19 protein-coding genes and 1 riboswitch are annotated in these 20,529 nt (G+C 33.2%); of the genes, 15 read left to right on the top strand and 4 right to left on the bottom strand.

The genetic code is table 11. The features are described from left to right. Positions 1–90: 90 nt before the first annotated feature. A complete protein-coding gene (locus tag ACFCYN_RS15170; RefSeq protein WP_375950190.1) occupies positions 91–561 on the bottom strand; it encodes a GNAT family N-acetyltransferase in 471 nt (156 codons plus the stop codon). 168 nt (positions 562–729) lie between these two features. Here ACFCYN_RS15170 and trxA point away from each other — a divergent pair, with 168 nt between their 5' ends. The 3 genes from trxA (at position 730) to ACFCYN_RS15155 (ending at position 3,490) form a co-directional block, all read left to right on the top strand. Next, entirely contained in the window at positions 730–1,047 is a 318-nt protein-coding gene (gene trxA, locus ACFCYN_RS15165; RefSeq protein ID WP_098120301.1) for a thioredoxin, read from the top strand. A gap of 301 nt (positions 1,048–1,348) precedes the next feature. After that, positions 1,349–1,786, top strand: coding sequence for a MarR family winged helix-turn-helix transcriptional regulator (locus tag ACFCYN_RS15160; protein ID WP_172447320.1), 438 nt, complete (start codon positions 1,349–1,351; stop codon positions 1,784–1,786). A gap of 78 nt (positions 1,787–1,864) precedes the next feature. Further along, positions 1,865–3,490 (top strand): MDR family MFS transporter, encoded by a 1,626-nt coding sequence (locus ACFCYN_RS15155; protein ID WP_375950188.1) that lies wholly within the window; start codon positions 1,865–1,867, stop codon positions 3,488–3,490. 109 nt (positions 3,491–3,599) lie between these two features. Here ACFCYN_RS15155 and ACFCYN_RS15150 read toward each other — a convergent pair whose 3' ends face one another. Next, on the bottom strand, positions 3,600–4,031 hold the full coding sequence (locus tag ACFCYN_RS15150; RefSeq protein ID WP_375950186.1) for a hypothetical protein: 432 nt from the start codon (positions 4,029–4,031) through the stop codon (positions 3,600–3,602). A 146-nt stretch (positions 4,032–4,177) separates the two neighbouring features. On the opposite strand from ACFCYN_RS15150, the gene uvrC reads away from it, so the two are divergent. The 3 genes from uvrC (at position 4,178) to ACFCYN_RS15135 (ending at position 7,989) form a co-directional block, all read left to right on the top strand. Beyond that, entirely contained in the window at positions 4,178–5,953 is a 1,776-nt protein-coding gene (gene uvrC / locus ACFCYN_RS15145; protein ID WP_375950184.1) for an excinuclease ABC subunit UvrC, read from the top strand. Between the two features lie 79 nt (positions 5,954–6,032). Further along, positions 6,033–6,215, top strand: a riboswitch (Lysine riboswitch). 105 nt (positions 6,216–6,320) lie between these two features. After that, entirely contained in the window at positions 6,321–7,562 is a 1,242-nt protein-coding gene (locus tag ACFCYN_RS15140) for an aspartate kinase (RefSeq protein WP_172447323.1), read from the top strand. Between the two features lie 217 nt (positions 7,563–7,779). After that, entirely contained in the window at positions 7,780–7,989 is a 210-nt protein-coding gene (locus ACFCYN_RS15135) for a hypothetical protein (protein WP_375950182.1), read from the top strand. 105 nt (positions 7,990–8,094) lie between these two features. Here ACFCYN_RS15135 and ACFCYN_RS15130 read toward each other — a convergent pair whose 3' ends face one another. Further along, positions 8,095–8,547 carry a YslB family protein gene (locus ACFCYN_RS15130; protein ID WP_375950180.1) on the bottom strand — a complete coding sequence of 151 codons (453 nt, stop codon included), beginning with the start codon at positions 8,545–8,547 and terminating at the stop codon, positions 8,095–8,097. Positions 8,548–8,868: 321 nt separating this feature from the next. On the opposite strand from ACFCYN_RS15130, the gene ACFCYN_RS15125 reads away from it, so the two are divergent. The 4 genes from ACFCYN_RS15125 to ACFCYN_RS15110 all read left to right on the top strand — a co-directional run bounded on the left by ACFCYN_RS15125 (position 8,869) and on the right by ACFCYN_RS15110 (position 13,292). Then, the gene (locus tag ACFCYN_RS15125; protein WP_375950178.1) at positions 8,869–9,504 is read left to right on the top strand and encodes a succinate dehydrogenase cytochrome b558 subunit; all 636 of its coding nucleotides are present in this window, start codon (positions 8,869–8,871) and stop codon (positions 9,502–9,504) included. Between the two features lie 14 nt (positions 9,505–9,518). Beyond that, positions 9,519–11,285 (top strand): succinate dehydrogenase flavoprotein subunit, encoded by a 1,767-nt coding sequence (gene sdhA / locus ACFCYN_RS15120; RefSeq protein ID WP_375950176.1) that lies wholly within the window; start codon positions 9,519–9,521, stop codon positions 11,283–11,285. 7 nt (positions 11,286–11,292) lie between these two features. Then, positions 11,293–12,054, top strand: coding sequence for a succinate dehydrogenase iron-sulfur subunit (gene sdhB / locus ACFCYN_RS15115; RefSeq protein WP_098172247.1), 762 nt, complete (start codon positions 11,293–11,295; stop codon positions 12,052–12,054). Positions 12,055–12,338: 284 nt separating this feature from the next. Continuing rightward, positions 12,339–13,292, top strand: coding sequence for a collagen-like protein (locus tag ACFCYN_RS15110; protein WP_375950174.1), 954 nt, complete (start codon positions 12,339–12,341; stop codon positions 13,290–13,292). A gap of 285 nt (positions 13,293–13,577) precedes the next feature. On the opposite strand, the gene ACFCYN_RS15105 is transcribed toward ACFCYN_RS15110, so the two are convergent. After that, the gene (locus ACFCYN_RS15105; protein WP_375950172.1) at positions 13,578–13,958 is read right to left on the bottom strand and encodes a hypothetical protein; all 381 of its coding nucleotides are present in this window, start codon (positions 13,956–13,958) and stop codon (positions 13,578–13,580) included. A gap of 286 nt (positions 13,959–14,244) precedes the next feature. On the opposite strand from ACFCYN_RS15105, the gene ACFCYN_RS15100 reads away from it, so the two are divergent. The 5 genes from ACFCYN_RS15100 (at position 14,245) to ACFCYN_RS15080 (ending at position 20,285) form a co-directional block, all read left to right on the top strand. Next, positions 14,245–14,952: a hypothetical protein gene (locus ACFCYN_RS15100; RefSeq protein WP_375950170.1), complete on the top strand. Its 708-nt coding sequence runs from the start codon at positions 14,245–14,247 to the stop codon at positions 14,950–14,952. A gap of 117 nt (positions 14,953–15,069) precedes the next feature. Further along, a complete protein-coding gene (locus ACFCYN_RS15095) occupies positions 15,070–15,540 on the top strand; it encodes an acyl-CoA thioesterase (RefSeq protein ID WP_375950168.1) in 471 nt (156 codons plus the stop codon). A gap of 401 nt (positions 15,541–15,941) precedes the next feature. Continuing rightward, a complete protein-coding gene (thrS, locus tag ACFCYN_RS15090) occupies positions 15,942–17,858 on the top strand; it encodes a threonine--tRNA ligase (RefSeq protein ID WP_172447331.1) in 1,917 nt (638 codons plus the stop codon). A gap of 220 nt (positions 17,859–18,078) precedes the next feature. After that, complete coding sequence (locus ACFCYN_RS15085; RefSeq protein ID WP_375950166.1) at positions 18,079–19,740, top strand: DUF2339 domain-containing protein; 1,662 nt, start codon at positions 18,079–18,081, stop codon at positions 19,738–19,740. Between the two features lie 38 nt (positions 19,741–19,778). Beyond that, complete coding sequence (locus tag ACFCYN_RS15080) at positions 19,779–20,285, top strand: GNAT family N-acetyltransferase (RefSeq protein ID WP_172447333.1); 507 nt, start codon at positions 19,779–19,781, stop codon at positions 20,283–20,285. The last annotated feature ends 244 nt before the right edge of the window (positions 20,286–20,529 follow it).

Here is a 20,529-nt window from a genome sequence, read left to right as displayed (position 1 = left end):
TGTGACAAATGTAATGAGTTATTCAATTACTTATGGACTAGTTCAATAATCTTAATGAGTTATATGGTAGTGGTAGTCATTTTTTAACATTTACGAATAAAGTTTTTCATATACTTCAACTTCAATTCCATCTGCATTTGTTCTATTTTCAACATATGTAAATCCTTGAGATTCCCAAAATGTTTTAGCTTGCTGGTTACTCAGCAATACACCTAAACGTAATCCGTGAATACTTCTTTTTAATAGTAGTTCTTCAAATAATAAAAATGCGTTTGTTCCGAATCCATAACCTTGGTAATCATTATGTATCATTAATAGCCCTAGCCAAGGAAAACCATCTTTAGGATTAAGTTTTAAAAAATCAACCAATCCTATATATGTATCATCTAGCTTTATAAAATAAGTTTCTGTTTGTTTTGAGGAATCAAAATACTCATTCAGCAGTTCTTCTTTCGTTCTAGTTAGTCGACTGTTTTCCATTAAATTGTAACTTTGATTAGAATTTGTAATTTCTTCGATTACATCTAATAAGTCTTGTGTAATTTTTTCAAATGTTATCATTTTTTTTAGTCCTTTCACTGGTATATCGACAATTTGTTTGGTTAAAGTAAGTTTGAGCAAATTAATAGAAAATGCTAATTCTCATATGGTATACTTTCTTTAAAATTATAACAAATTATGTCAATCATCATATTTTACTTTATAGATTGGCAATAGGAGGAAATATAAATGGCAATTGTTAACGCAACAAACGCAACGTTCGCAGAAGAAACAAAAGAAGGTGTAGTACTAGTTGACTTTTGGGCAACTTGGTGTGGGCCTTGTAAAATGATCGCTCCTGTATTAGAAGAATTAGCTTCTGAATATGGTGATAAAGTTAAAATTGTAAAAGTTGATGTTGATGAAAATCAAGAAACAGCTGCTAAATTTGAAGTTATGAGCATTCCATCATTATTCGTTCTTAAAGATGGCGAAGTAGTTGATAAAACTTTAGGTTTCAAACCAAAAGAAGCTTTAGAAGAATTAATTACTCCACATATCGGTTAATAATAATTTGTAAGAAATGCACCCATAATATGAGTGCATTTCTTTTTTTTGCACAGTTTTTCTTCTTTGATTATATTTAATTAAAAAAAGAGACATTTGGCAAAATACGATGGAGTTTATTTATTACTGAAATGTAATGGTTTTCATTAATAAGAACAAGTTTAACCTTTAGATTTTGTTAAAAATTTCTAATGTAAATAGGATTGACTATTTTTCTGTCACGTTTTATATTTAATAAGCATTAATATTTAACAGGCATTAAATATTTATTTGGATTAATTGTTAAAGGAGGTTAATATTCTTGGGGAACAAAAATGAGTACATTGAACGGATTCAGACCGCGCTTCATTCTGCTATTCACAAAATGCAACCAAAGGTGACAGAAAGTATGAATAGTCATGGAGTAACAGCTACTCAATTTTTTGTATTGATGTACTTAAGAAAAAATGAGAGCTGTAAAATATCTGAAATCGCGGAAATGATGGGTGTAAAACCAAGTGCGGTATCCTTTATGATTGATCGACTTGAACATAATAATTTTGTTTATAGAGAGCATGATAAAAAAGACCGTCGAGTTGTAAATATATTGTTAAGCGAGGAAGGAATAAAAAAATTAGAAGCAGTAATTAAAGATCGAAAAGAAATTTTTGAAAGCTTTCTGTTTAACCTTTCAGACGAAGAGCTTTTACAATTTGCAAAGATTACAGAAAAGCTTGCTAACGCAGCGGCTGATATATAGAAAATTTTTACAAAATACTTTTTTGTATTAGTTATTATAAAAAGAAAAAAGATAGTGGAGAGAAGGGAGAAATTTATTTTGAGTACAAATACAGTTGTTCAAAAAGATAATAATCGTAAACTATTGCTAATTGGTCTTATTATAGCAATGTTTTTCTCGGCATTAGATGGTACGATTGTTGGTACTGCAATGCCTAAAATTGTAGGAGACCTTGGTGGTTTAAGTATGATGACTTGGCTTACAACAGCATACTTATTAACTTCAACTACTGTTGTGCCGATCGCTGGTAAATTAGCCGACTTATTAGGTCGTAGAAGTGTATACATTGCAGGTTTAGTTATATTCATGGTAGCTTCAGCTTTATGTGGTATTGCAAATAATATGACAGAATTAATCATTTACCGTGGTATTCAAGGTATCGGTGGCGGAGTAATGATGCCGATGGCGATGATTGTTATCGGGGATTTATTTACAGGTAAAGAACGTGCGAAATTCCAAGGGGTTTTCGGTGGTATTTACGGTTTAGCGTCAGTAATTGGTCCACAAATTGGTGGTTGGATTGTTGATTCATTAAACTGGAAATGGGTTTTCTATATTAACCTTCCTGTTGGGATTATTGCAACAATTTTTATTGCTTTAGGATTAAAAGGTCGTAAAAATTCTGGCCCAATCAATTTCGATCTTGCTGGTATGTTTACGATGATCATTGGTGTTGTAAGCTTACTACTTGCTTTAAGCTTAGGCGGAGTTAAATATGATTGGAATTCTTGGCAAATCATTGGTTTATTTGTTTTAGCAGTGGTTGGAATCGTTAGCTTCGTTATTGTCGAAAATAAAGCTAAAGAGCCAATTTTACCAATGCATTTATTCAAAAATAGAACTTTCGTAACATTAAACTTAATTGGTTTCTTTATGACAATCGCGATGTTTGGTGCAATCATGTTCGTACCATTCTTCATGCAAGGTATTGTTGGAACAAGTGCAACTCAATCGGGAACTATTATGACGCCGATGATGGTAACAATGATTATTGCAAGTATTATCGGTGGTCAGGTTGTATTTAAAGTTGGGATAAAACCACAAATTATTACAGGTATGTTCGTAATCGCATTAGGTTTATATCTGCTAACAACTTTAGATATGGATTCAAGTAAAACAATTGCAACAATTTTTATGGGAGTTATGGGTCTTGGAATTGGTTTAGTAATGCCGACAATTACACTAGCTCTACAAGAAGTTTTCGATAAGAAAGAATTAGGGATCGTTACATCTTCAAGCCAATTCTTCCGTTCAATCGGTGGAACATTTGGAGCTACTGTTTTAGGTGCTGTAATGAACAGTAAATCAGGAACACTTTTAAATCATGATTTAGTTCCATTTTTAAATAAATTACCAGCACAAGCTGCTCCATTAGTAGACAAATTTAAAGACATGATTAATACAACACCTCAATCTGTATTTACAATGTTATTTAATGCGGATGCTAAAAAATTAATTCCTAAACCAATCCTAGAAGGAATGTTACCAATCATTAAAACATCTTTAATGGATTCTTTACACCAAGTATTCTTTGTAGGTTTAGGATTCATTTTAATTGGTGCAGTAGTAACTTTATTCCTAAAACCAATTAAATTAACGAATAGAAAAGCTGGAGATAATGAAAATAAAGAAGAACAAGTTAAAGTTGAAACTGCGACTTCTTAATTTCTCAAGCTAAATAAAATAAAAAACCATCTAGATTGTGGTGCACTACAATCTAGATGGTTTTTGTTTTATAGAGCATAAAATCTATATTTAAGGCATGAACCAAACATTAAATAGCCATTGAAACTTTTTCACTTCGCTTTTTCGTTTTTCTTTTATTTCGCCACAAAATCCAAGATAAAGTCAGTCCAGTTCCAGTAAGAATAAAAAGACCGATTCCACTTATTAAACCAATAATACCGGTATGTAAGCTTTTTACTGAAAAGGCTGATTGCTCAGGTCTATTTTGAAAATTTGGGAATTGAGTATTGTTGCCAGTTTGTCCATTTTGAAAATTTGTGTTGTCACCGTCTTGTGAATTAGATTGTTGATTTCCATTTAACTGGCCACTTGAAGGGAATTGACCATCTTGCATAGAAAATCTACCTCTTTCCTCGCCTCCTTTATTAAAGTATAGGATTATTCCAGTTGTTGATTCGATTAGTAAGAAAACCGAAACAATAACACCAATCCAAAAATGAATCGCTCGAACTTTTTTCATTTAGTATTCTCCTCTTCTTAGTTATTATTGAGATTAAAGTTATAATAGAAAGCTTAATTTTTTCTTAATTACATTAAAGTATTTTCAGTTTTTAACGATGGAGATTATAATATTAAGTGTACAAATGCACGGAAGGGGGTTTGACATTGAATAATCAGTTAAAAGAAAAGTTGGCGCTATTACCAGATCAACCTGGATGCTATTTAATGAAAGACGTTCAGGGGACAATTATATATGTAGGAAAAGCCAAAGTATTAAAAAATAGAGTTAGGTCATATTTTACAGGATCTCATGATGGTAAAACGTATCGTTTAGTTCAAGAAATCACTGATTTTGAATATATTGTCACTTCTTCAAATATGGAAGCATTAATTCTTGAAATGAATTTGATTAAGAAATATGATCCCAAATATAACATCATGCTAAAGGATGATAAATCATACCCCTTTATTAAAATTACTGCTGAAAAACATCCGCGTTTATTAATTACGCGTAATGTGAAGAAGGATAAAGGAAAATATTTTGGACCTTTTCCTAATGCTACTGCTGCAAATGAAACGAAAAAATTATTAGATCGTTTATATCCATTGCGAAAATGTACTTCATTACCTGATAAGGTTTGTTTGTATTATCATATTGGTCAATGTCTTGCGCCTTGTGTAAAAGAAGTAACGGATCAAATGAACCAAGAAATAGTAAATGAAATTGTTCGTTTTCTAAATGGAGGAGAAGATCAAATTCGAAAAGAGCTAGAGGCAAAAATGTTAGCGGCATCTGAGCAATTAGATTTTGAGCGGGCGAAAGAATACCGAGATCAAATTGTGTCAATTGAAGCAACGATGGAAAAGCAGAAAATGATGAATAGTGATTTGGTCGACCGAGATGTGTTTGGATATGCAGTGGACAAAGGATGGATGTGTGTTCAAGTTTTCTTTGTTCGAAGTGGAAAATTAATTGAACGAGATGTGTCTTATTTTCCAATTTACGATGAGCCAGAGGAAGAGTTCCTATCATTTATAGGACAATTTTATGAAAAACCTCATAATATAAAGCCGAAAGAATTATTCGTACCAGACAAAGTTGATACTGAAATTTTAAAAGAATTACTGAAAGTGCCTGTTCTACAACCAAAAAGAGGACAAAAAAAGGAATTAGTTGTATTAGCAAATAAAAATGCCAAAATTGGTCTCGGTGAAAAATTTAAATTAATCGAGCGTGACGAAGAAAGAACAGTTAAAGCAATTGAAAAACTAGGTGAAATATTAAATATTGAAACTCCTTATCGAATCGAGGCATTCGATAATTCAAATATTCAAGGTACGAATCCTGTTTCAGCAATGATAGTATTTATAGATGGAAAACCGTCAAAAAAAGATTATCGAAAATATAAAATTAAAACTGTAGTAGGACCAGATGATTATGATTCAATGCGTGAAGTTGTAAGGAGAAGATATTCTAGAGCATTAAAAGAAAATCTACCTTTACCCAACTTAATTATCGTCGATGGAGGTAAAGGACATTTAGCTGCAGTAGAGGATGTACTTCAAAATGAATTAGGTTTATTCATTCCAACCGCAGGACTTGTTAAGGACGAAAAACACCGAACCTCAGAGTTGTTAATTGGACAGCCACCACAAATTGTACAATTAGGAAGACAAAGCCAAGAATTCTTTTTACTCCAAAGAATTCAAGACGAGGTGCACAGATTTGCGATTGAATTTTACCGTCAGTTGCATAGTAAATCGATGGTTCAATCTGCATTAGATGGCATTCCAGGTGTCGGTGGTACTAGAAAGAAAGCCTTACTAAAATATTTTGGATCTGTTAAAAAAATAAAAGAAGCAACAATTGATGAGTTAATAGCAGCGAAAATACCAAAAAATGTTGCAGAAGGAATCTATCAATTTTTCCATAATGAGTGATATTTAGTTTCTTCCAATATTTTTATCTTGACACTATTTTCAAAATAATTTATATTTTAGTTAAAATTAAATGATTTTCTCTCGTAATAGAGGTGCAAAACCTAAGAGTATGCTGTCATAGACGTGTGGCGTTGTGATGGACAGTTGAAAGGACGTTTTGCCGAAATAAAATGAATCCACAATTCATTTTGTTGGGACTGCATTTAAGAAATGTAGTACTGTCGCATAATAATTAATAATTATGCGGGGAGCTATTGAAGAGATGTTGATGATTTGTCTATTTTATTTATTGTAAATTAGGCGCGTGAACATTGCTTCACGCGCTTTTTTGTATTCTTTTTTAAGTTAAAAAGTGAGGATGAGAAAAATGGGAATTATTGTTCAGAAATTCGGTGGTACTTCAGTAGGCTCAATTGAACGAATACAGCATGTTGCTGAAACAGTAACCAAATCGTACAAAGAAGGAAATCAAGTCGTTACAGTTGTTTCAGCTATGGGACATCATACTGACGAACTTGTTAGTCTAGCAACACAAATTAGTCCACAAAACAATAAGCGCGAATTAGATATGCTACTTACAACAGGTGAACAAGTTACTATTTCATTACTTGCAATGGCAATCCAAGCTAAAGGGTTTAAAGCCATTTCACTAACAGGTTGGCAAGCAGGTATTCAGACTGAATCTGTTCATGGTAATGCTCGAATAGAAACTATTCATACTGAAAAAATTCAACAATTGCTTGATGAAGGTTATATCGTAATCGTAGCTGGTTTCCAAGGCTTAAGTGAAAATAATGAAATTACAACGCTTGGCCGCGGTGGTTCAGATACTACTGCAGTAGCTTTAGCTGCAGCTTTAAACGCAGAACGTTGTGATATCTATACTGATGTATTAGGAGTTTATACGACGGATCCTAGAGTTGAGCCAAATGCGTCGAAATTAAGCCATGTCTCGTATGATGAAATGTTAGAGCTTGCAGCTTTAGGAGCAGCTGTTTTACATCCAAGAGCAGTTGAATTCGCAAAAAATTATAATTTAGTCATTCAAGTACGATCAAGTCAACATGATGAAATCGGTACATTTATTGGGGAGGAACAAGAAATGGAACAACAATCAGTCGTAAGAGGAATCGCATTCGAGTCTAATGTAACAAGAATGACTTTAAACGGTTTAAATAATCATGTAGATTTATTACCTAAAATCTTTACTTTATTAGCAACTGAAGGTATTGATGTTGATATTATTATTCAAAGTGTAACATCTGATAATTTAGTAAATCTTTCATTTTCAATTAAATCAGAAAATATGTTGGAAGCAATTACAGTCCTAGAGTCAAAGAAAGAATTTTTAGGTTATCGTTCATTTGATTTTGAAAGCGAACTTGCTAAAGTTTCAATTGTTGGTAGTGGAATGGTTTCAAATCCAGGTGTAGCTGCGAAAATGTTTAAATTTTTAGCTGACAGTGATATTCCCGTAAAAATGGTTAGTACATCTGAGATTAAAGTGTCAACTGTTATTCCTAAATCAAAATTACAAGAAGCAGTACATGCGCTTCATGAAGGATATGAATTAAATCGTATCAATGAAGAAGTAGCAGTAGAAAATTAAATAGTAAATAAAAACCCTTTTAGGCAAACCAATCTTTCTATAAAACGGCTAAATAGTGAATTTAACAAAATAATCACTATAATCATTTAAAGCCATAGAGTATTGAGAGGACGCATAAAAGGGTTTTTTTGTGACTTAATCGAATAAATTAAGTAAATATTCTGTAAATTAAGAAAGGGTGTCGAATGTTAGAATTGAATAGTAGGAGGTATTAATAATGATGCATAGTTTAATTTTATACGGATATGGAGAAATTGTGCTACAGCTTGTGCTATTAATACTCACCATTTTGTTTTTTGTTTTTATTTGTTTATTTTTCACTAATTCTATTATTAAAGGAGTTAAACGTAAAAACGAAGTAAGTATCGAGGAAGAGATTATGTGCAGGAAAAGTGAGGAAGGCCAGGGAATAGGGAATTCAGAATAAAGGTAGTGTAATAATGAGTGAAAAGGTTTGTAAGGGCAGATGAGGGGGATTTTGTGTTTTTTTGTAATAAAAATAACCACAAGGAAAAATGCCTTGTGGTTATTTTTATTTTTTTGTAATTGGATCTTTTAAATCCCATTTTACTTGGAATTTTACTTTGTGGCCTCTTTTACTTTGTTCTTCATATGTTTCAGCAATGACGTCTATTTGCTGTTCAATTTGCATCGCTAGGAATCCTGCTTCTAATTGGTAAGAAACGTTCTTTTTATGCTCATTTCTGTATGTAATTAACTCAGACGATAATGTTAAATGAACTTCTTGCTTCTTTTCTTCTTCAACAGTAAGAGTACCCCATCCTGCTCTTTCAAAGAACTCGATAATTTCTTCAAATGTCGCTAAGGGATATTTTCTGGCAATCATTTTACCCGCCCAATATAAAATATCATGTTGATCTTTTCCTAGTAAATCGTTTAATAGATCATCGCGTATAAGTTCATAGCCAAAACCAGAAATATTTCCCGGAATATTTATATCTTCAATATTAATGTCGTTCGTCATAGTCGGATAACAACTCCTCTTCCTAAAAAACATGTTTTTATTATATACAAAATTCAATAAGAAAAACAATATTTGGAAACGTTGATAGCAATAATTGGAAGGCTCTATACAGTACAGATAAACAAACTAAATGAGAAGTTTTTTCAGTAAAGAAAAATGTACGCGTTTTCTTGACCTGCTATATTATCAGGAGTAAAATGGTTTGTAGATAAATGTCATAAAAATTTCGACTTTTTATGCAGTATTACTTTTTATTATTTTTTAAGAGTAATAGAAGAATTAAATTTTCATGTGTACAAACTAAAGGGGGCAGGGGTTTACATGAGCAACAAGAATGGAAGGGAGTTTTTCTTTAGAAAACTTCATTCATTGCTAGGAGTTATTCCAGTTGGAATCTTTTTAACACAGCACTTAGTTGTCAATCATTTTGCGACAAATGGAGCATCATCATTCAACAAAGCTGCAGAATTTATGGCGAATTTACCATTCCGCTATTTTTTAGAAATTTTTGTAATTTTCTTACCAATTTTATACCATGCGGTTTATGGACTTTACATCGCATTCACAGGTACTAGCAATGTTAAAAATTATGGATATTTACGTAACTGGTTATATTTATTCCAACGTATTTCTGGCGTAGTTACTCTAATTTTTATTACTTGGCACGTGTGGCAAACACGTATTGCTGCTCAAATGGGAGCAACAGTTGACTATAATATGATGGCTGATATTTTCAATTCAAAATTTATGTTAGTTTTCTATATAGTAGGTGTAATTTCAACAATTTTCCACTTTGCTAATGGATTATGGTCGTTCTTCGTATCTTGGGGAATCACTGTAACACCTAGATCACAACGTATTTCAACATATGTAACATTAGGTGTTTTCGTTTTATTAACATTCGTTGGATTACGTGCTATCTTTGCATTCATTGATCCAACACTAGCGAACTTGTAAGGAGAGATATAGTCATGAGTGGGAAAATAATTATCGTCGGTGGCGGACTAGCTGGTCTTATGGCAACAATTAAAGCCGCTGAAGCTGGTACAAAAGTAGATTTATTCTCATTAGTTCCTGTAAAACGTTCACATTCTGTATGTGCTCAAGGTGGAATTAATGGGGCTGTTAATACAAAAGGTGAAGGTGACTCTCCATGGGAGCATTTTGATGATACAATTTATGGTGGGGATTTCTTAGCAAACCAACCACCAGTAAAAGCGATGGCAGAAGCAGCACCTGGTATCATTCATATGATGGACCGTATGGGTGTAATGTTCAACCGTACGCCTGAAGGACTATTAGACTTCCGTCGTTTCGGTGGAACGCAACATCACCGTACAGCATTTGCTGGTGCTACGACTGGGCAACAATTATTATACGCATTAGATGAGCAAGTTCGTCGTTACGAATCTGAAGGTCTTGTTCAAAAGTATGAAGGTTGGGAATTTTTAAGAGTTGCTGTTGATGATGAAGGCGTTTGTCGTGGTATCGTCGGACAAAACTTAACATCAATGGAAATCGTAAGCTTCCCTGCGGATGCTGTAATTATGGCATCTGGTGGCCCTGGAATTATTTTTGGTAAAACTACAAACTCAATTATCAATACTGGTTCAGCTGCTGCAGCTGTATACCGCCAAGGTGCGATTTACTCAAATGGTGAATTTATTCAAATCCATCCAACTGCAATTCCTGGAGATGATAAAAACCGTTTAATGAGTGAAAGTGCTCGTGGTGAAGGTGGACGAGTATGGACTTATAAAGATGGTAAACCATGGTATTTCTTAGAAGAGAAATATCCTGCATACGGTAACCTTGTACCAAGGGACATTGCTACACGTGAAATTTTCTCTGTATGTGTTGACCACAAACTTGGTATCAATGGCGAAAACATGGTGTATTTAGATCTTTCACATAAAGATCCACATGAACTTGATGTAAAACTTGGTGGAATCATCGAGATTTATGAAAAATTCACAGGTGATGATCCGAAAAAAGTTCCAATGAAAATTTTCCCAGCAGTTCACTACTCTATGGGTGGATTATGGGTTGATTATGACCAAATGACTACAATCCCTGGATTATTTGCAGCTGGTGAGTGTGATTACTCAATGCACGGAGCAAACCGTTTAGGAGCTAACTCATTACTTTCTGCTATTTATGGAGGAATGGTTGCTGGACCAAATGCTGTAAGATACGTAAATGGTTTAGCGAAATCTTCAGATGATGTTTCTTCTTCTGTATATGAAGCAAATGCTAATGAAGAAAAAGAAAAAATGAATCGCATTTATAAAATGGACGGTAAAGAAAATGCATACCTTCTTCATAAGGAACTTGGAGAATGGATGACAGATAACGTTACTGTAGTTCGATTCAATGATCGCTTATTAAAAACTGATGAGAAAATTCAAGAGCTTTATGAGCGTTATCAAAACATTAATATCAATGATACAGCTAAATGGAGTAACCAAGGTGCTTCATTTACTCGTCAACTTGAAAACATGCTTCACTTATCACGTGTTATCACTTTAGGTGCTTATAACCGTAATGAAAGCCGTGGAGCTCACTATAAACCAGAATTCCCAGACCGTAATGATGAGGATTTCTTAAAAACTACAATGGCTAAATTTGATGAGAAGACAAATTCACCATTTTTCCATTACGAAGATGTAGATACTTCATTAATTGAACCAAGAAAACGTGATTATTCTAAGAAGAAGGAGGACAAAGCAAATGCATAATGGAACAATGACTGCTGAAAAGACAATTACGGTAATCGTTAAACGTCAAGATTCACCAAATACTGCACCATATGAAGAAACATTTACTGTCCCTTATCGTCCGAATATGAACGTAATCTCGGCATTAATGGAAATTCGTAAAAACCCTGTTGACGCTAATGGAAAAGAAACGACTGCAATTTCTTGGGATATGAACTGTCTTGAAGAAGTTTGTGGAGCATGTTCAATGGTTATCAATGGAAAACCAAGACAATCATGTTCTGCACTTATTGATAAATTGGAACAACCAATTCGTCTAGAGCCAATGAGCACATTCCCTGTAGTACGTGACTTACAAGTCGATCGTAGTCGTATGTTCGACTCTTTAAAACGCGTTAAAGCATGGATTCCAATTGATGGAACGCATGACTTAGGTCCTGGACCAAGAATGCCAGAAAGAAAACGTCAATGGGCTTATGAATTATCAAAATGTATGACTTGTGGTGTATGTTTAGAAGCTTGTCCAAACGTTAATAGTAAATCGAACTTTATTGGACCTGCACCACTTTCACAAGTTCGTTTATTTAACGCTCATCCAACTGGAGAAATGAATAAGGAAGAACGTTTACACGCAATCATGGGAGACGGTGGACTTTCAAACTGTGGTAACTCACAAAACTGCGTACAATCTTGTCCAAAAGGTATTCCTTTAACAACTTCAATTGCAGCGTTAAACCGTGCAACTACAATTCAATCTTTCAAAGACTTCTTTGGAAGCGATGAAATTTAATTCTCTAAAAAAGCATGTTCTTATGAACATGCTTTTTTTTGCTTTGGCTATTTTAAAGTAGTGTGTTGATTTTCTTATTGTACTAACTGGCAGGTTAGTGGAATAAGCTATTAAGATAATCTCTTAAAGTATTAGTAGTCAAATGTAAAATATTCCCAGAAAATTATTAGTCTAACATACCAATCAAACGTTTAAAAATTACATATTAATAGATTGTATCTATAAATAGAAAGAAATAATTCATTTAAGGACAAGCCCAATTATTAATAGAAATGGGTGATTTTTTGGGGAAAGAAGATAGCAAAAAAAATTGTAACTGCAAAGACTCAAGACATTGCGGTTTTAAATGTGATTGCCATTGTCGAGATTGCCATAGTTGCCAAAAGTGCTGTTGTTGTCCGGGCCCTAGAGGACCTAGGGGTAAAGAAGGCGAAAGAGGAAAAAGAGGTAAAACAGGAGCAACAGGAGCAACAGGGTTAACTGGAACAACAGGAGCAACAGGGTTAACTGGAACAACAGGAGCAACAGGGTTAACTGGAACAACAGGGGCAACAGGAGCAACAGGAGCAACAGGAGCAACAGGAGCAACAGGAGCAACAGGGGCAACAGGAGCAACAGGACCAACAGGAGCAACAGGAGCAACAGGGGCAACAGGAGCAACAGGAGCAACAGGACCAACAGGAGCAACAGGGGCAACAGGAACAACAGGAGCAACAGGAGCAACAGGAGCAACAGGACCAACGGGGGCAACAGGAGCAACAGGAGCAACAGGAGCAACAGGAGCAACAGGATCGACTGGGGCAACAGGATCAACGGGTGCTACTGGAACAGCAAATAATTCCCCGTTTGCGTATGTTCGTCGAAATTCAGACCAAACTTTGACTGTGCTATCACCATATGTTATATGGGAGAGTATTACAACTTCCGGTGGGATTGTAATTGATGGAATAGACGCAACAAAAATTGACATTACGCCTGCTGGATTTTATTTAATAGAAGCATTTACTAATTATAATGGAACGGGAGCTTTTGTACTTGAAGTAAATGGTACTGAAGTTACACCATCAACTCTTTATTCACAAAATGATGGTACTACAATGGCAGTTATCATAAGTATTCCCGCAGGTGCATTTTTGAGATTAAAGGCAGCAGATGGTTTCCCTATGCCAATTGTTTCCGACTCTATTGGATCCAATGATTCAATATCAGCAGCAATAACGATTTTAAGAATCGGATAGATTATTCATTAGATATAAGATGTCCAGTCGATTTCGTGTTGTAGGAATCGACTTTTTTGAATCTGGTAAGGAAACTGTTCCATCCACCACAATACTATAAATCAATAAAAACGAAAGTGATACCTAGATGAATTTCTTAATTAACAATGAATTCAATTTAATAGTATATTTTGTATTCATCTTCAACTACTATGGGAGAACGATATAAACTCCCATTCACTGTTGTGAAGTTCCGAATTTTGAGCTTCATGGTTGGCTAACGCATTCTTTTGTTGAATAAGCACATTATTTACCAATCAAAAATAATCTCTCTCCTTGATACAGTTGATACTGTTCAAAAGAGGTTGAATCAGCAAATAAGTCTAAAAATAAATTCTTATCAAATTCAATTATTAAATCTTCAGTTTGTTCAAAGTGATATATATTTGTTATTGAAGTATTTAATAAATGATTCTTTAAAATTGTAAGAAAATCAGTTTCACTTTGTTCATTACAACCCACTAGAATGCCGTTCTGATTTCTTAATCTCCAAGAACATTCAACATTTATATTTCCATTTTCAAACATAACCTTTATAAACTCTGCCCCAACTTGGATAACCTCATTAACCTTTTGTCCCAAAAATGTTGAGAAATTTATTTTACTAAGACGAATAGATATATCCATCCTTCCACCTACTTCACATCAGTTTTACTATACAATTTCGATTCTTAGGTGTTAACACCTTCTTCAACTAAACTGCCATCAGTTGTATAAGAAAATCAACAATTTTTTATAACAGAGCCTTGTTTAAAAATCAACAGTATAAATTAACAGAGCCTATGCTCTAAAAAATATTTCTAATAAACTCCGTATCGAAATCATATCAATATTTAAAAGGCAGAAATTAGCATTTTTATGAACTTTACCTATTTCTTCTTTAAGCCTGTTCTCTTTTGTGGAGGTGAATTAAGTGCAACCTAATCAAGTAACTTTTGAAACGAAGTGTTACGAAAAAGATTGGAGAATACTTCTAAAAACGGATCGGTTAGAAAAGATGATTGATTATAATCAATTTCAATTTAAAGAAAAAATCCTTTATATAAATAATGTTGAAAATGTAAATGAAGTTAGTAAGTATGCGGATATACTTGTTGCAAGAGATGTTTTAACATCTTATGTAGTCGTTGAAGATTTTTCAAGAGAGGCTCTAAATTTTTTTGAGATTGATAAGGATAGCTTTAAAGGAGGTTATTATTATTCAATTTCTGAACTAGTCAGTATTTATCTTTGTAATACAGAATATTTGTTGCACTTTTCTAGTGATTCAATTTTAGAAAGGCCATTTAATTGGATTGAATCATCTATTTTAAAATTTCAAGAGGATGAGAGAATTAAAGTGGCGAATCCTATTTGGAATGGAAATATAATTGAAGCGATACAGGAATCGATCGATGAAGATGTAAATTTTTATATCGGTCACGGTTTTTCAGATCAATGTTACTTTATTAGGACGAAGGATTTTAAAAATAAAATTTATAACGAAAAAAATGCCGTTTCCGAAAGATATCCAATTTATGGTGGGGAACTTTTTGAGAAAAGGGTAGATGCCTGGATGCGAAACAATCATTTTAAACGAATTACGTATAAATATGGAAATTATATCCACCAAAATTTTTAAGACGATTGTAAGAGGGGATAAGAATTCATCTTAACCCTGCCCCCCTAAAAATTGAATGAATATTCATTCTTTTAAATCGAATAGTGTTATAATATAGTAAGTTAGGGGGCGGACAGCATGGGGAAAATGGATTATGTTTCAAATTTAAAAGAATGGCAATCTGAATTTACTTTTAATATTACAATAACAGTTCGATTTAGTGAGACGAATCTGTTTGGACATATGAATAATACAGTGCCGTTTGTTTATTTTGAAGAAGCACGTATAGAGTACTTGAATTACTTAGGACTAATGCAAGAATGGGTGGCAAATCATAGTGAGATTATTCCAGTTGTCGCTGATTTACAATGCGATTTCTTGCAACAAGTATATTTTGGTGAAAAAATAAATGTATTTGTAAAAATTGCTAACGTTGGAAACTCATCTATTGATCTCCACTATATGGGAATTAATCCTAATGGTGAAATTTGCTTTACTGGACGTAATGCTTTAGTAAATATTAATCATCATACAGGGCGAAGTGAAAAATGGAAGAATGATTGGAAAGAAAAATTTTTAAGTGAATTAAAATATTCAGTTAGTGTTTAAACTTAGTGAATTTATCACATACTGTTTAAAGATGGCATAGAATGATAAAACAATTAAATTAATTTGAGTACTTGAAGTATTTAATGACATTCTATATAATACTTTTATAAGAATAAGGATAAGCAATAATCAAGGACAAGAGCGTTCAAGACGATAGTAAGAGAGGAATTCATTTGGTGCGAGAATTCTCTATACGTTGAATGACTTACCACCTTGTAGCTATAGTGGGGAACGTAATTTTATTACAAGTAACTACTATCGGTGTAGACCGTTAAAACGTTGAGATTTTGTATACTTATTTTTGTGTACATTAAATTAGGGTGGAACCACGAGCACATTCGTCCCTACGAGTGTGCTCTTTTTTTATTGTCAAAATTAATATGAAAAAGGAGTGAACTTAAATGATTTCAATTAAATTACCAGATGGATCAATTCGCGAGGTGGAACAAAACACAACAGTTGAAGATTTCGCGGGTTCAATCTCCATTAGCTTAAAGAAAAAAGCACTTGGTGGAAAAATTAATGGAAAATTAGTTGATTTAAATACAGCTATTACTGAAGATTGCGAAGTTCAAATCATTACACAAGATGATAAAGATGGCGTAGAAATGATGCGTCATAGTTCAGCGCATATTTTAGCTCAAGCAGTAAAACGTTTATACAAAGATCAAAAAGCTGCATTTGGCGTTGGTCCTGTAACTGCAGATGGTTTCTACTATGATATTGATCTGCCAGTTTCAATTAAAGTAGAAGATCTACCGAAAATTGAAAAAGAAATGGAAAAAATTATTAAAGAAAATTTACCAATAACTCGTTCAGAAGTTAGCCGTGATGAAGCGATTAAATTCTTTACTGAGTTAGATGATGAATTTAAATTAGAGTTAATCCGTGATTTACCTGAAGATGCTGTTATTTCAATGTATACTCAAGGTGAATTCGTAGACCTTTGCCGTGGACCACATGTTCCAACAACTGGCCGTGTAAAAGCAATTAAGTTATTATCAGTTGCGGGTGCGTATTGGAGAGGCGATGCTAATAATAAAATGCTACAACGAGTTTATGGTACTGCTTTCCCAAGCAAGAAAGAATTAGAAGAGCATTTACATTTATTAGAAGAAGCTAAAAAACGTGATCACCGTAAATTAGGTAAAGAGCTTGAATTATTCATGTTCTCTGAAGAAGCACCTGGTATGCCATTCTTCTTACCAAAAGGTACAATTATCCGTAATGAATTAGAGCAATATGAGCGCGGATTACAAACTTCAAAAGATTATAAAGAAGTTCGTACACCGTTCATTATGAATCAAAGATTATGGGAGCAATCAGGTCACTGGCACCACTACCATGAAAATATGTACTTTACTGAAGTAGATGAAACTAAGTTTGCGTTAAAACCGATGAACTGCCCAGGTCATATGTTAGTTTATAAAAATAAATTACATTCTTACCGTGATCTACCAGTTCGTATGTGTGAAAACGGTCAAGTTCACCGCCATGAATATTCTGGTGCTTTAAATGGTATGATGCGTGTTCGTACTTTCACTCAAGATGATGCACATATCTTCTGTCGTCCAGACCAAATTGAAGGCGAAATTATTGAAGTAATTAACTTAATTAAAGAAATTTATGGCGTATTCGGATTCACTTACAAAGTAGAATTATCAACTCGTCCAGAAGATTCAATGGGATCAGAAGAGTTATGGAACTCAGCAGAGCAAGCTTTAGAAAATGTTCTTAAATCTGAGAACTTAGACTTTAAATTAAACCCAGGCGACGGTGCATTCTATGGTCCGAAAATCGATTTCCATATTCAAGATGCATTAAAGCGTAGCTGGCAATGTGCTACAATTCAGTTAGATTTCCAAATGCCTGAGAAATTTGATTTAACTTATGTTAATGAAGATAACCAAAAAGAACGTCCAGTTGTTATCCACCGTGCAATCTATGGTTCAATTGACCGTTTCCTAGGAATCTTAACTGAACATTTTGCGGGAGCATTCCCATTATGGTTAGCGCCAGTTCAAGTAGCTGTATTACCAATTTCAAGTGTACACAATGAATATGCACAAAAACTTGCTGATCAATTAAAAGCTGCAGGTATCCGTGTAGAAGCTGACTTACGTGGTGAAAAAATTGGATACAAAATCCGTGAAGCACAACTTCAAAAACTACCATATATGTTAGTAGTTGGTGATCAAGAAGTTGAAAACAATGCAGTAGCTATTCGCAAACGTGGCGAAGGAGATATTGGTACTCAATCATTTGAAAGCTTCTTAGAAATGGTTAAGCAACAAAAACTAGAAAGAATTATGTTTTAATTCACTAAATCCTCTATTTTTATAATAGAGGATTTTTTTTATGTCCTATAATAAGTATGAGGTTGAGTAAGTGATCTTATTTTCTGGGAAATATGACGAAATTTGCAAAGTTAGGATTTTTTAATAGGATTTGTTTTAAAAATATTGAACTTATATGATGTATGTCTTTTAAGTTATTTAGTTTAAATTAAATTCATAATTATGATAAGAGGTGGTGCAGGTGGATAACTCGAATCAAGATCTACAAACAAAAGTAGAAAAACTTGAAGAAGAAGTTAAAGAAATGAAGAAGCAAATTGAATTTCTTTTACATTCAAAAGAATCTACAAATATGGCTAAACAAGTAAATCAACATAAAGTAAGTAGTGCTAAACCACAAAAAACACCGGTATATAAGCAACCTGAAAAAAGAGTCGAAATTGAAAAGGTTGATTATGAGGCACTTATTTTTCAAAAATGGTTACCAAGATTTTTTATCTTTATTTTTATTCTTGGGGTGATGTGGGGATTTAAGGCAGCATCGGATTATGGTGTTTTAAATAAGTACGCTAAAGTTGGAATAGGATTTATTATTGCAATCGCTTTATACTGGTATGGAAATAGACAAATGATTAAAAAACGTGTAACACTTGGTCAATCGTTAATTGGTGGTGTATTGCCAGTACTGTTTTTAACGACGTTTGCTATGCATCATTTATATCAAATGATTGGTTCAACAATGGCTTTAACATTATTAATTGTTTGGGTATGCGTTGGGTTTTATTCAATGGATAAATACAAATCAGAAGTAATTGGAATGATCAGTATTATAGGGGCTGTATTCGTACCTTACTTAGTTAAAAGTAATTCACCAAACTATTTATTTTTTTCAATCTATGAAACAGCAATTTATTTATGCTTCATGTTTTATGCGACAGTTAAGAAGTATAAATTTATCTATTTCTCATCCGTTATTTTACTACATCTATCTTACTTAATTGTGGCTCTATTTAATTTGAGTATGAATGGTTTTAATTATTTTGCAATTAGTATAATCGTACAACATATTAGTTTGCTAGTTTTATTGTTACAATCTAAGATTGCAATTAGAAAACAAATATTAATACTTCACACTAGTTTTATTTTAACAATAGGATGGGTTTTTAGCGCTTATGAAGACCAGACAAGAACAACAATATTGGTTTTATTTTGTGTAGGATATTTATTGTTAAGTATTTTATATAAGAAGAAATCAGATCTTTTCTTTGCATTTTCAACGAATTTTCTTTTAGCTTTTGCATTCTTTTGCTTAGACAGCATATCAGGTGATTTATTAAAGACGGTATTAATTATTCAGGCATTACTCACTTATTTATTCTATATAAAATATCGTGATTTGTTGAAATTAATCATAGCAGCCATGACATTCATACCAGTGGGAATATCTATTTTAACCGTTCCAATCGAATCTTTATGGTCATTTGAAACAATGAATTGGGTTGTATTAATCATTGCCCTTATTGCGATTGTCATTTTGACTTATAAGAATGGAGAAGAAAAGCAGTCTACTTTAATAAGTGGTTCATTAGTAATTACAATTATTCTCATTGCACTTGTAACACAGATTGTACAAATAATTATGCTAAATCAGTCTGATAATACAATTCGGCTATCAATTAATATAAGTTGGATCTTGCTTTCGATCGTAGCTATGAGTCTAGGAAACCTTAAAAAGTTTAAAGTGTGGACTTATATTGGTATAGGTTTATTATTACTCACATTAGGGAAACTTGTTTTAATAGATTTACCAAATATTACTTTATTAGTAAGAGCTGGTTTATTTATTTTGCTTGGTCTAATTGGATTAGTAATTTCTAGAATATTTTTTAAAGGAAAGCAGTAGTCCGTAATCAATAAAATCAAGTAAACAGGAGTAATTTAATGTTAATCACTGAAACTAAAAATTTAATATTAATGACCTTTACAGCAGACGCTATGGTTTCTGTTTTAAATGGTGAAAATGAATTAGAAATTGAAAAGCAGAATTATCGATTTGCCAGTGGATGGCCAATTCCGGTATATAAAAATCTATTTCCTTATAAAATTTCACGTTTTCAAACGCATCCTAAAGAAGAAGAGTATGAAGGAATGATCATCCATAAAAGAGATAAGTTAATTATTGGAGACATGGGATTTAAAGGCGGTCCTGACGAAAATGGGGTAATGGAAATCGGCTATAGTATTGCGCCTAATTATCAAGGGGAAGGTTATGCTACTGAAATGGGCAAGGCTTTTTGCAAGTGGGGACTACAGAAAGCGAATGTCACAAAAATAATCGCTATTTGTTCTGTTTACAATTATGCCTCAATTAGAGTTTTAGAAAAAATGGGAATGCGTAAATTAAAAGAAGAGATTGAAAAATATTATTGGTATTTACCACGTAAATAAAATAGTAGTTTTCATTTTTGTTAAATGATTAATTTTCATAGAAGAAGGTGGGCTTATTCTTACAACAAGAAATGCACCAATCGTCTTTATGGTTATAACGAAACGTGATTTCGGTCGATTCTTTTTGTACGATATGATGCTTAGTGGCTTAGTATATGGATCGCTAAAAAAATACTACTCAAGTGATCTAATCGCATTCTTTGGTAGTTTTACGATTCCTACGATTTTAAAAAGAGTTGCTATA

It is taken from the genome of Gottfriedia sp. NPDC056225 (assembly GCF_042267765.1).
Lineage (GTDB): Bacteria > Bacillota > Bacilli > Bacillales > Bacillaceae_G > Gottfriedia.
The sequence above is the reverse complement of the archived record's forward strand: the minus strand, read 5'-3'. Positions and strand labels throughout refer to the sequence as shown.

Excerpts from the sequence above, each read along its gene's own strand:
- ACFCYN_RS15170 (WP_375950190.1), bottom strand. The coding sequence starts at position 561 with ATGATAACATTTGAAAAAATTACACAAGACTTATTAGATGTAATCGAA.
- trxA (WP_098120301.1), top strand. The coding sequence starts at position 730 with ATGGCAATTGTTAACGCAACAAACGCAACGTTCGCAGAAGAAACAAAA.
- ACFCYN_RS15150 (WP_375950186.1), bottom strand. The coding sequence starts at position 4,031 with ATGAAAAAAGTTCGAGCGATTCATTTTTGGATTGGTGTTATTGTTTCG.
- ACFCYN_RS15140 (WP_172447323.1), top strand. The coding sequence starts at position 6,321 with ATGGGAATTATTGTTCAGAAATTCGGTGGTACTTCAGTAGGCTCAATT.
- ACFCYN_RS15135 (WP_375950182.1), top strand. The coding sequence starts at position 7,780 with ATGATGCATAGTTTAATTTTATACGGATATGGAGAAATTGTGCTACAG.
- ACFCYN_RS15130 (WP_375950180.1), bottom strand. The coding sequence starts at position 8,547 with ATGACGAACGACATTAATATTGAAGATATAAATATTCCGGGAAATATT.
- ACFCYN_RS15125 (WP_375950178.1), top strand. The coding sequence starts at position 8,869 with ATGAGCAACAAGAATGGAAGGGAGTTTTTCTTTAGAAAACTTCATTCA.
- sdhA (WP_375950176.1), top strand. The coding sequence starts at position 9,519 with ATGAGTGGGAAAATAATTATCGTCGGTGGCGGACTAGCTGGTCTTATG.
- sdhB (WP_098172247.1), top strand. The coding sequence starts at position 11,293 with ATGACTGCTGAAAAGACAATTACGGTAATCGTTAAACGTCAAGATTCA.
- ACFCYN_RS15105 (WP_375950172.1), bottom strand. The coding sequence starts at position 13,958 with ATGGATATATCTATTCGTCTTAGTAAAATAAATTTCTCAACATTTTTG.
- ACFCYN_RS15095 (WP_375950168.1), top strand. The coding sequence starts at position 15,070 with ATGGGGAAAATGGATTATGTTTCAAATTTAAAAGAATGGCAATCTGAA.
- thrS (WP_172447331.1), top strand. The coding sequence starts at position 15,942 with ATGATTTCAATTAAATTACCAGATGGATCAATTCGCGAGGTGGAACAA.
- ACFCYN_RS15080 (WP_172447333.1), top strand. The coding sequence starts at position 19,779 with ATGTTAATCACTGAAACTAAAAATTTAATATTAATGACCTTTACAGCA.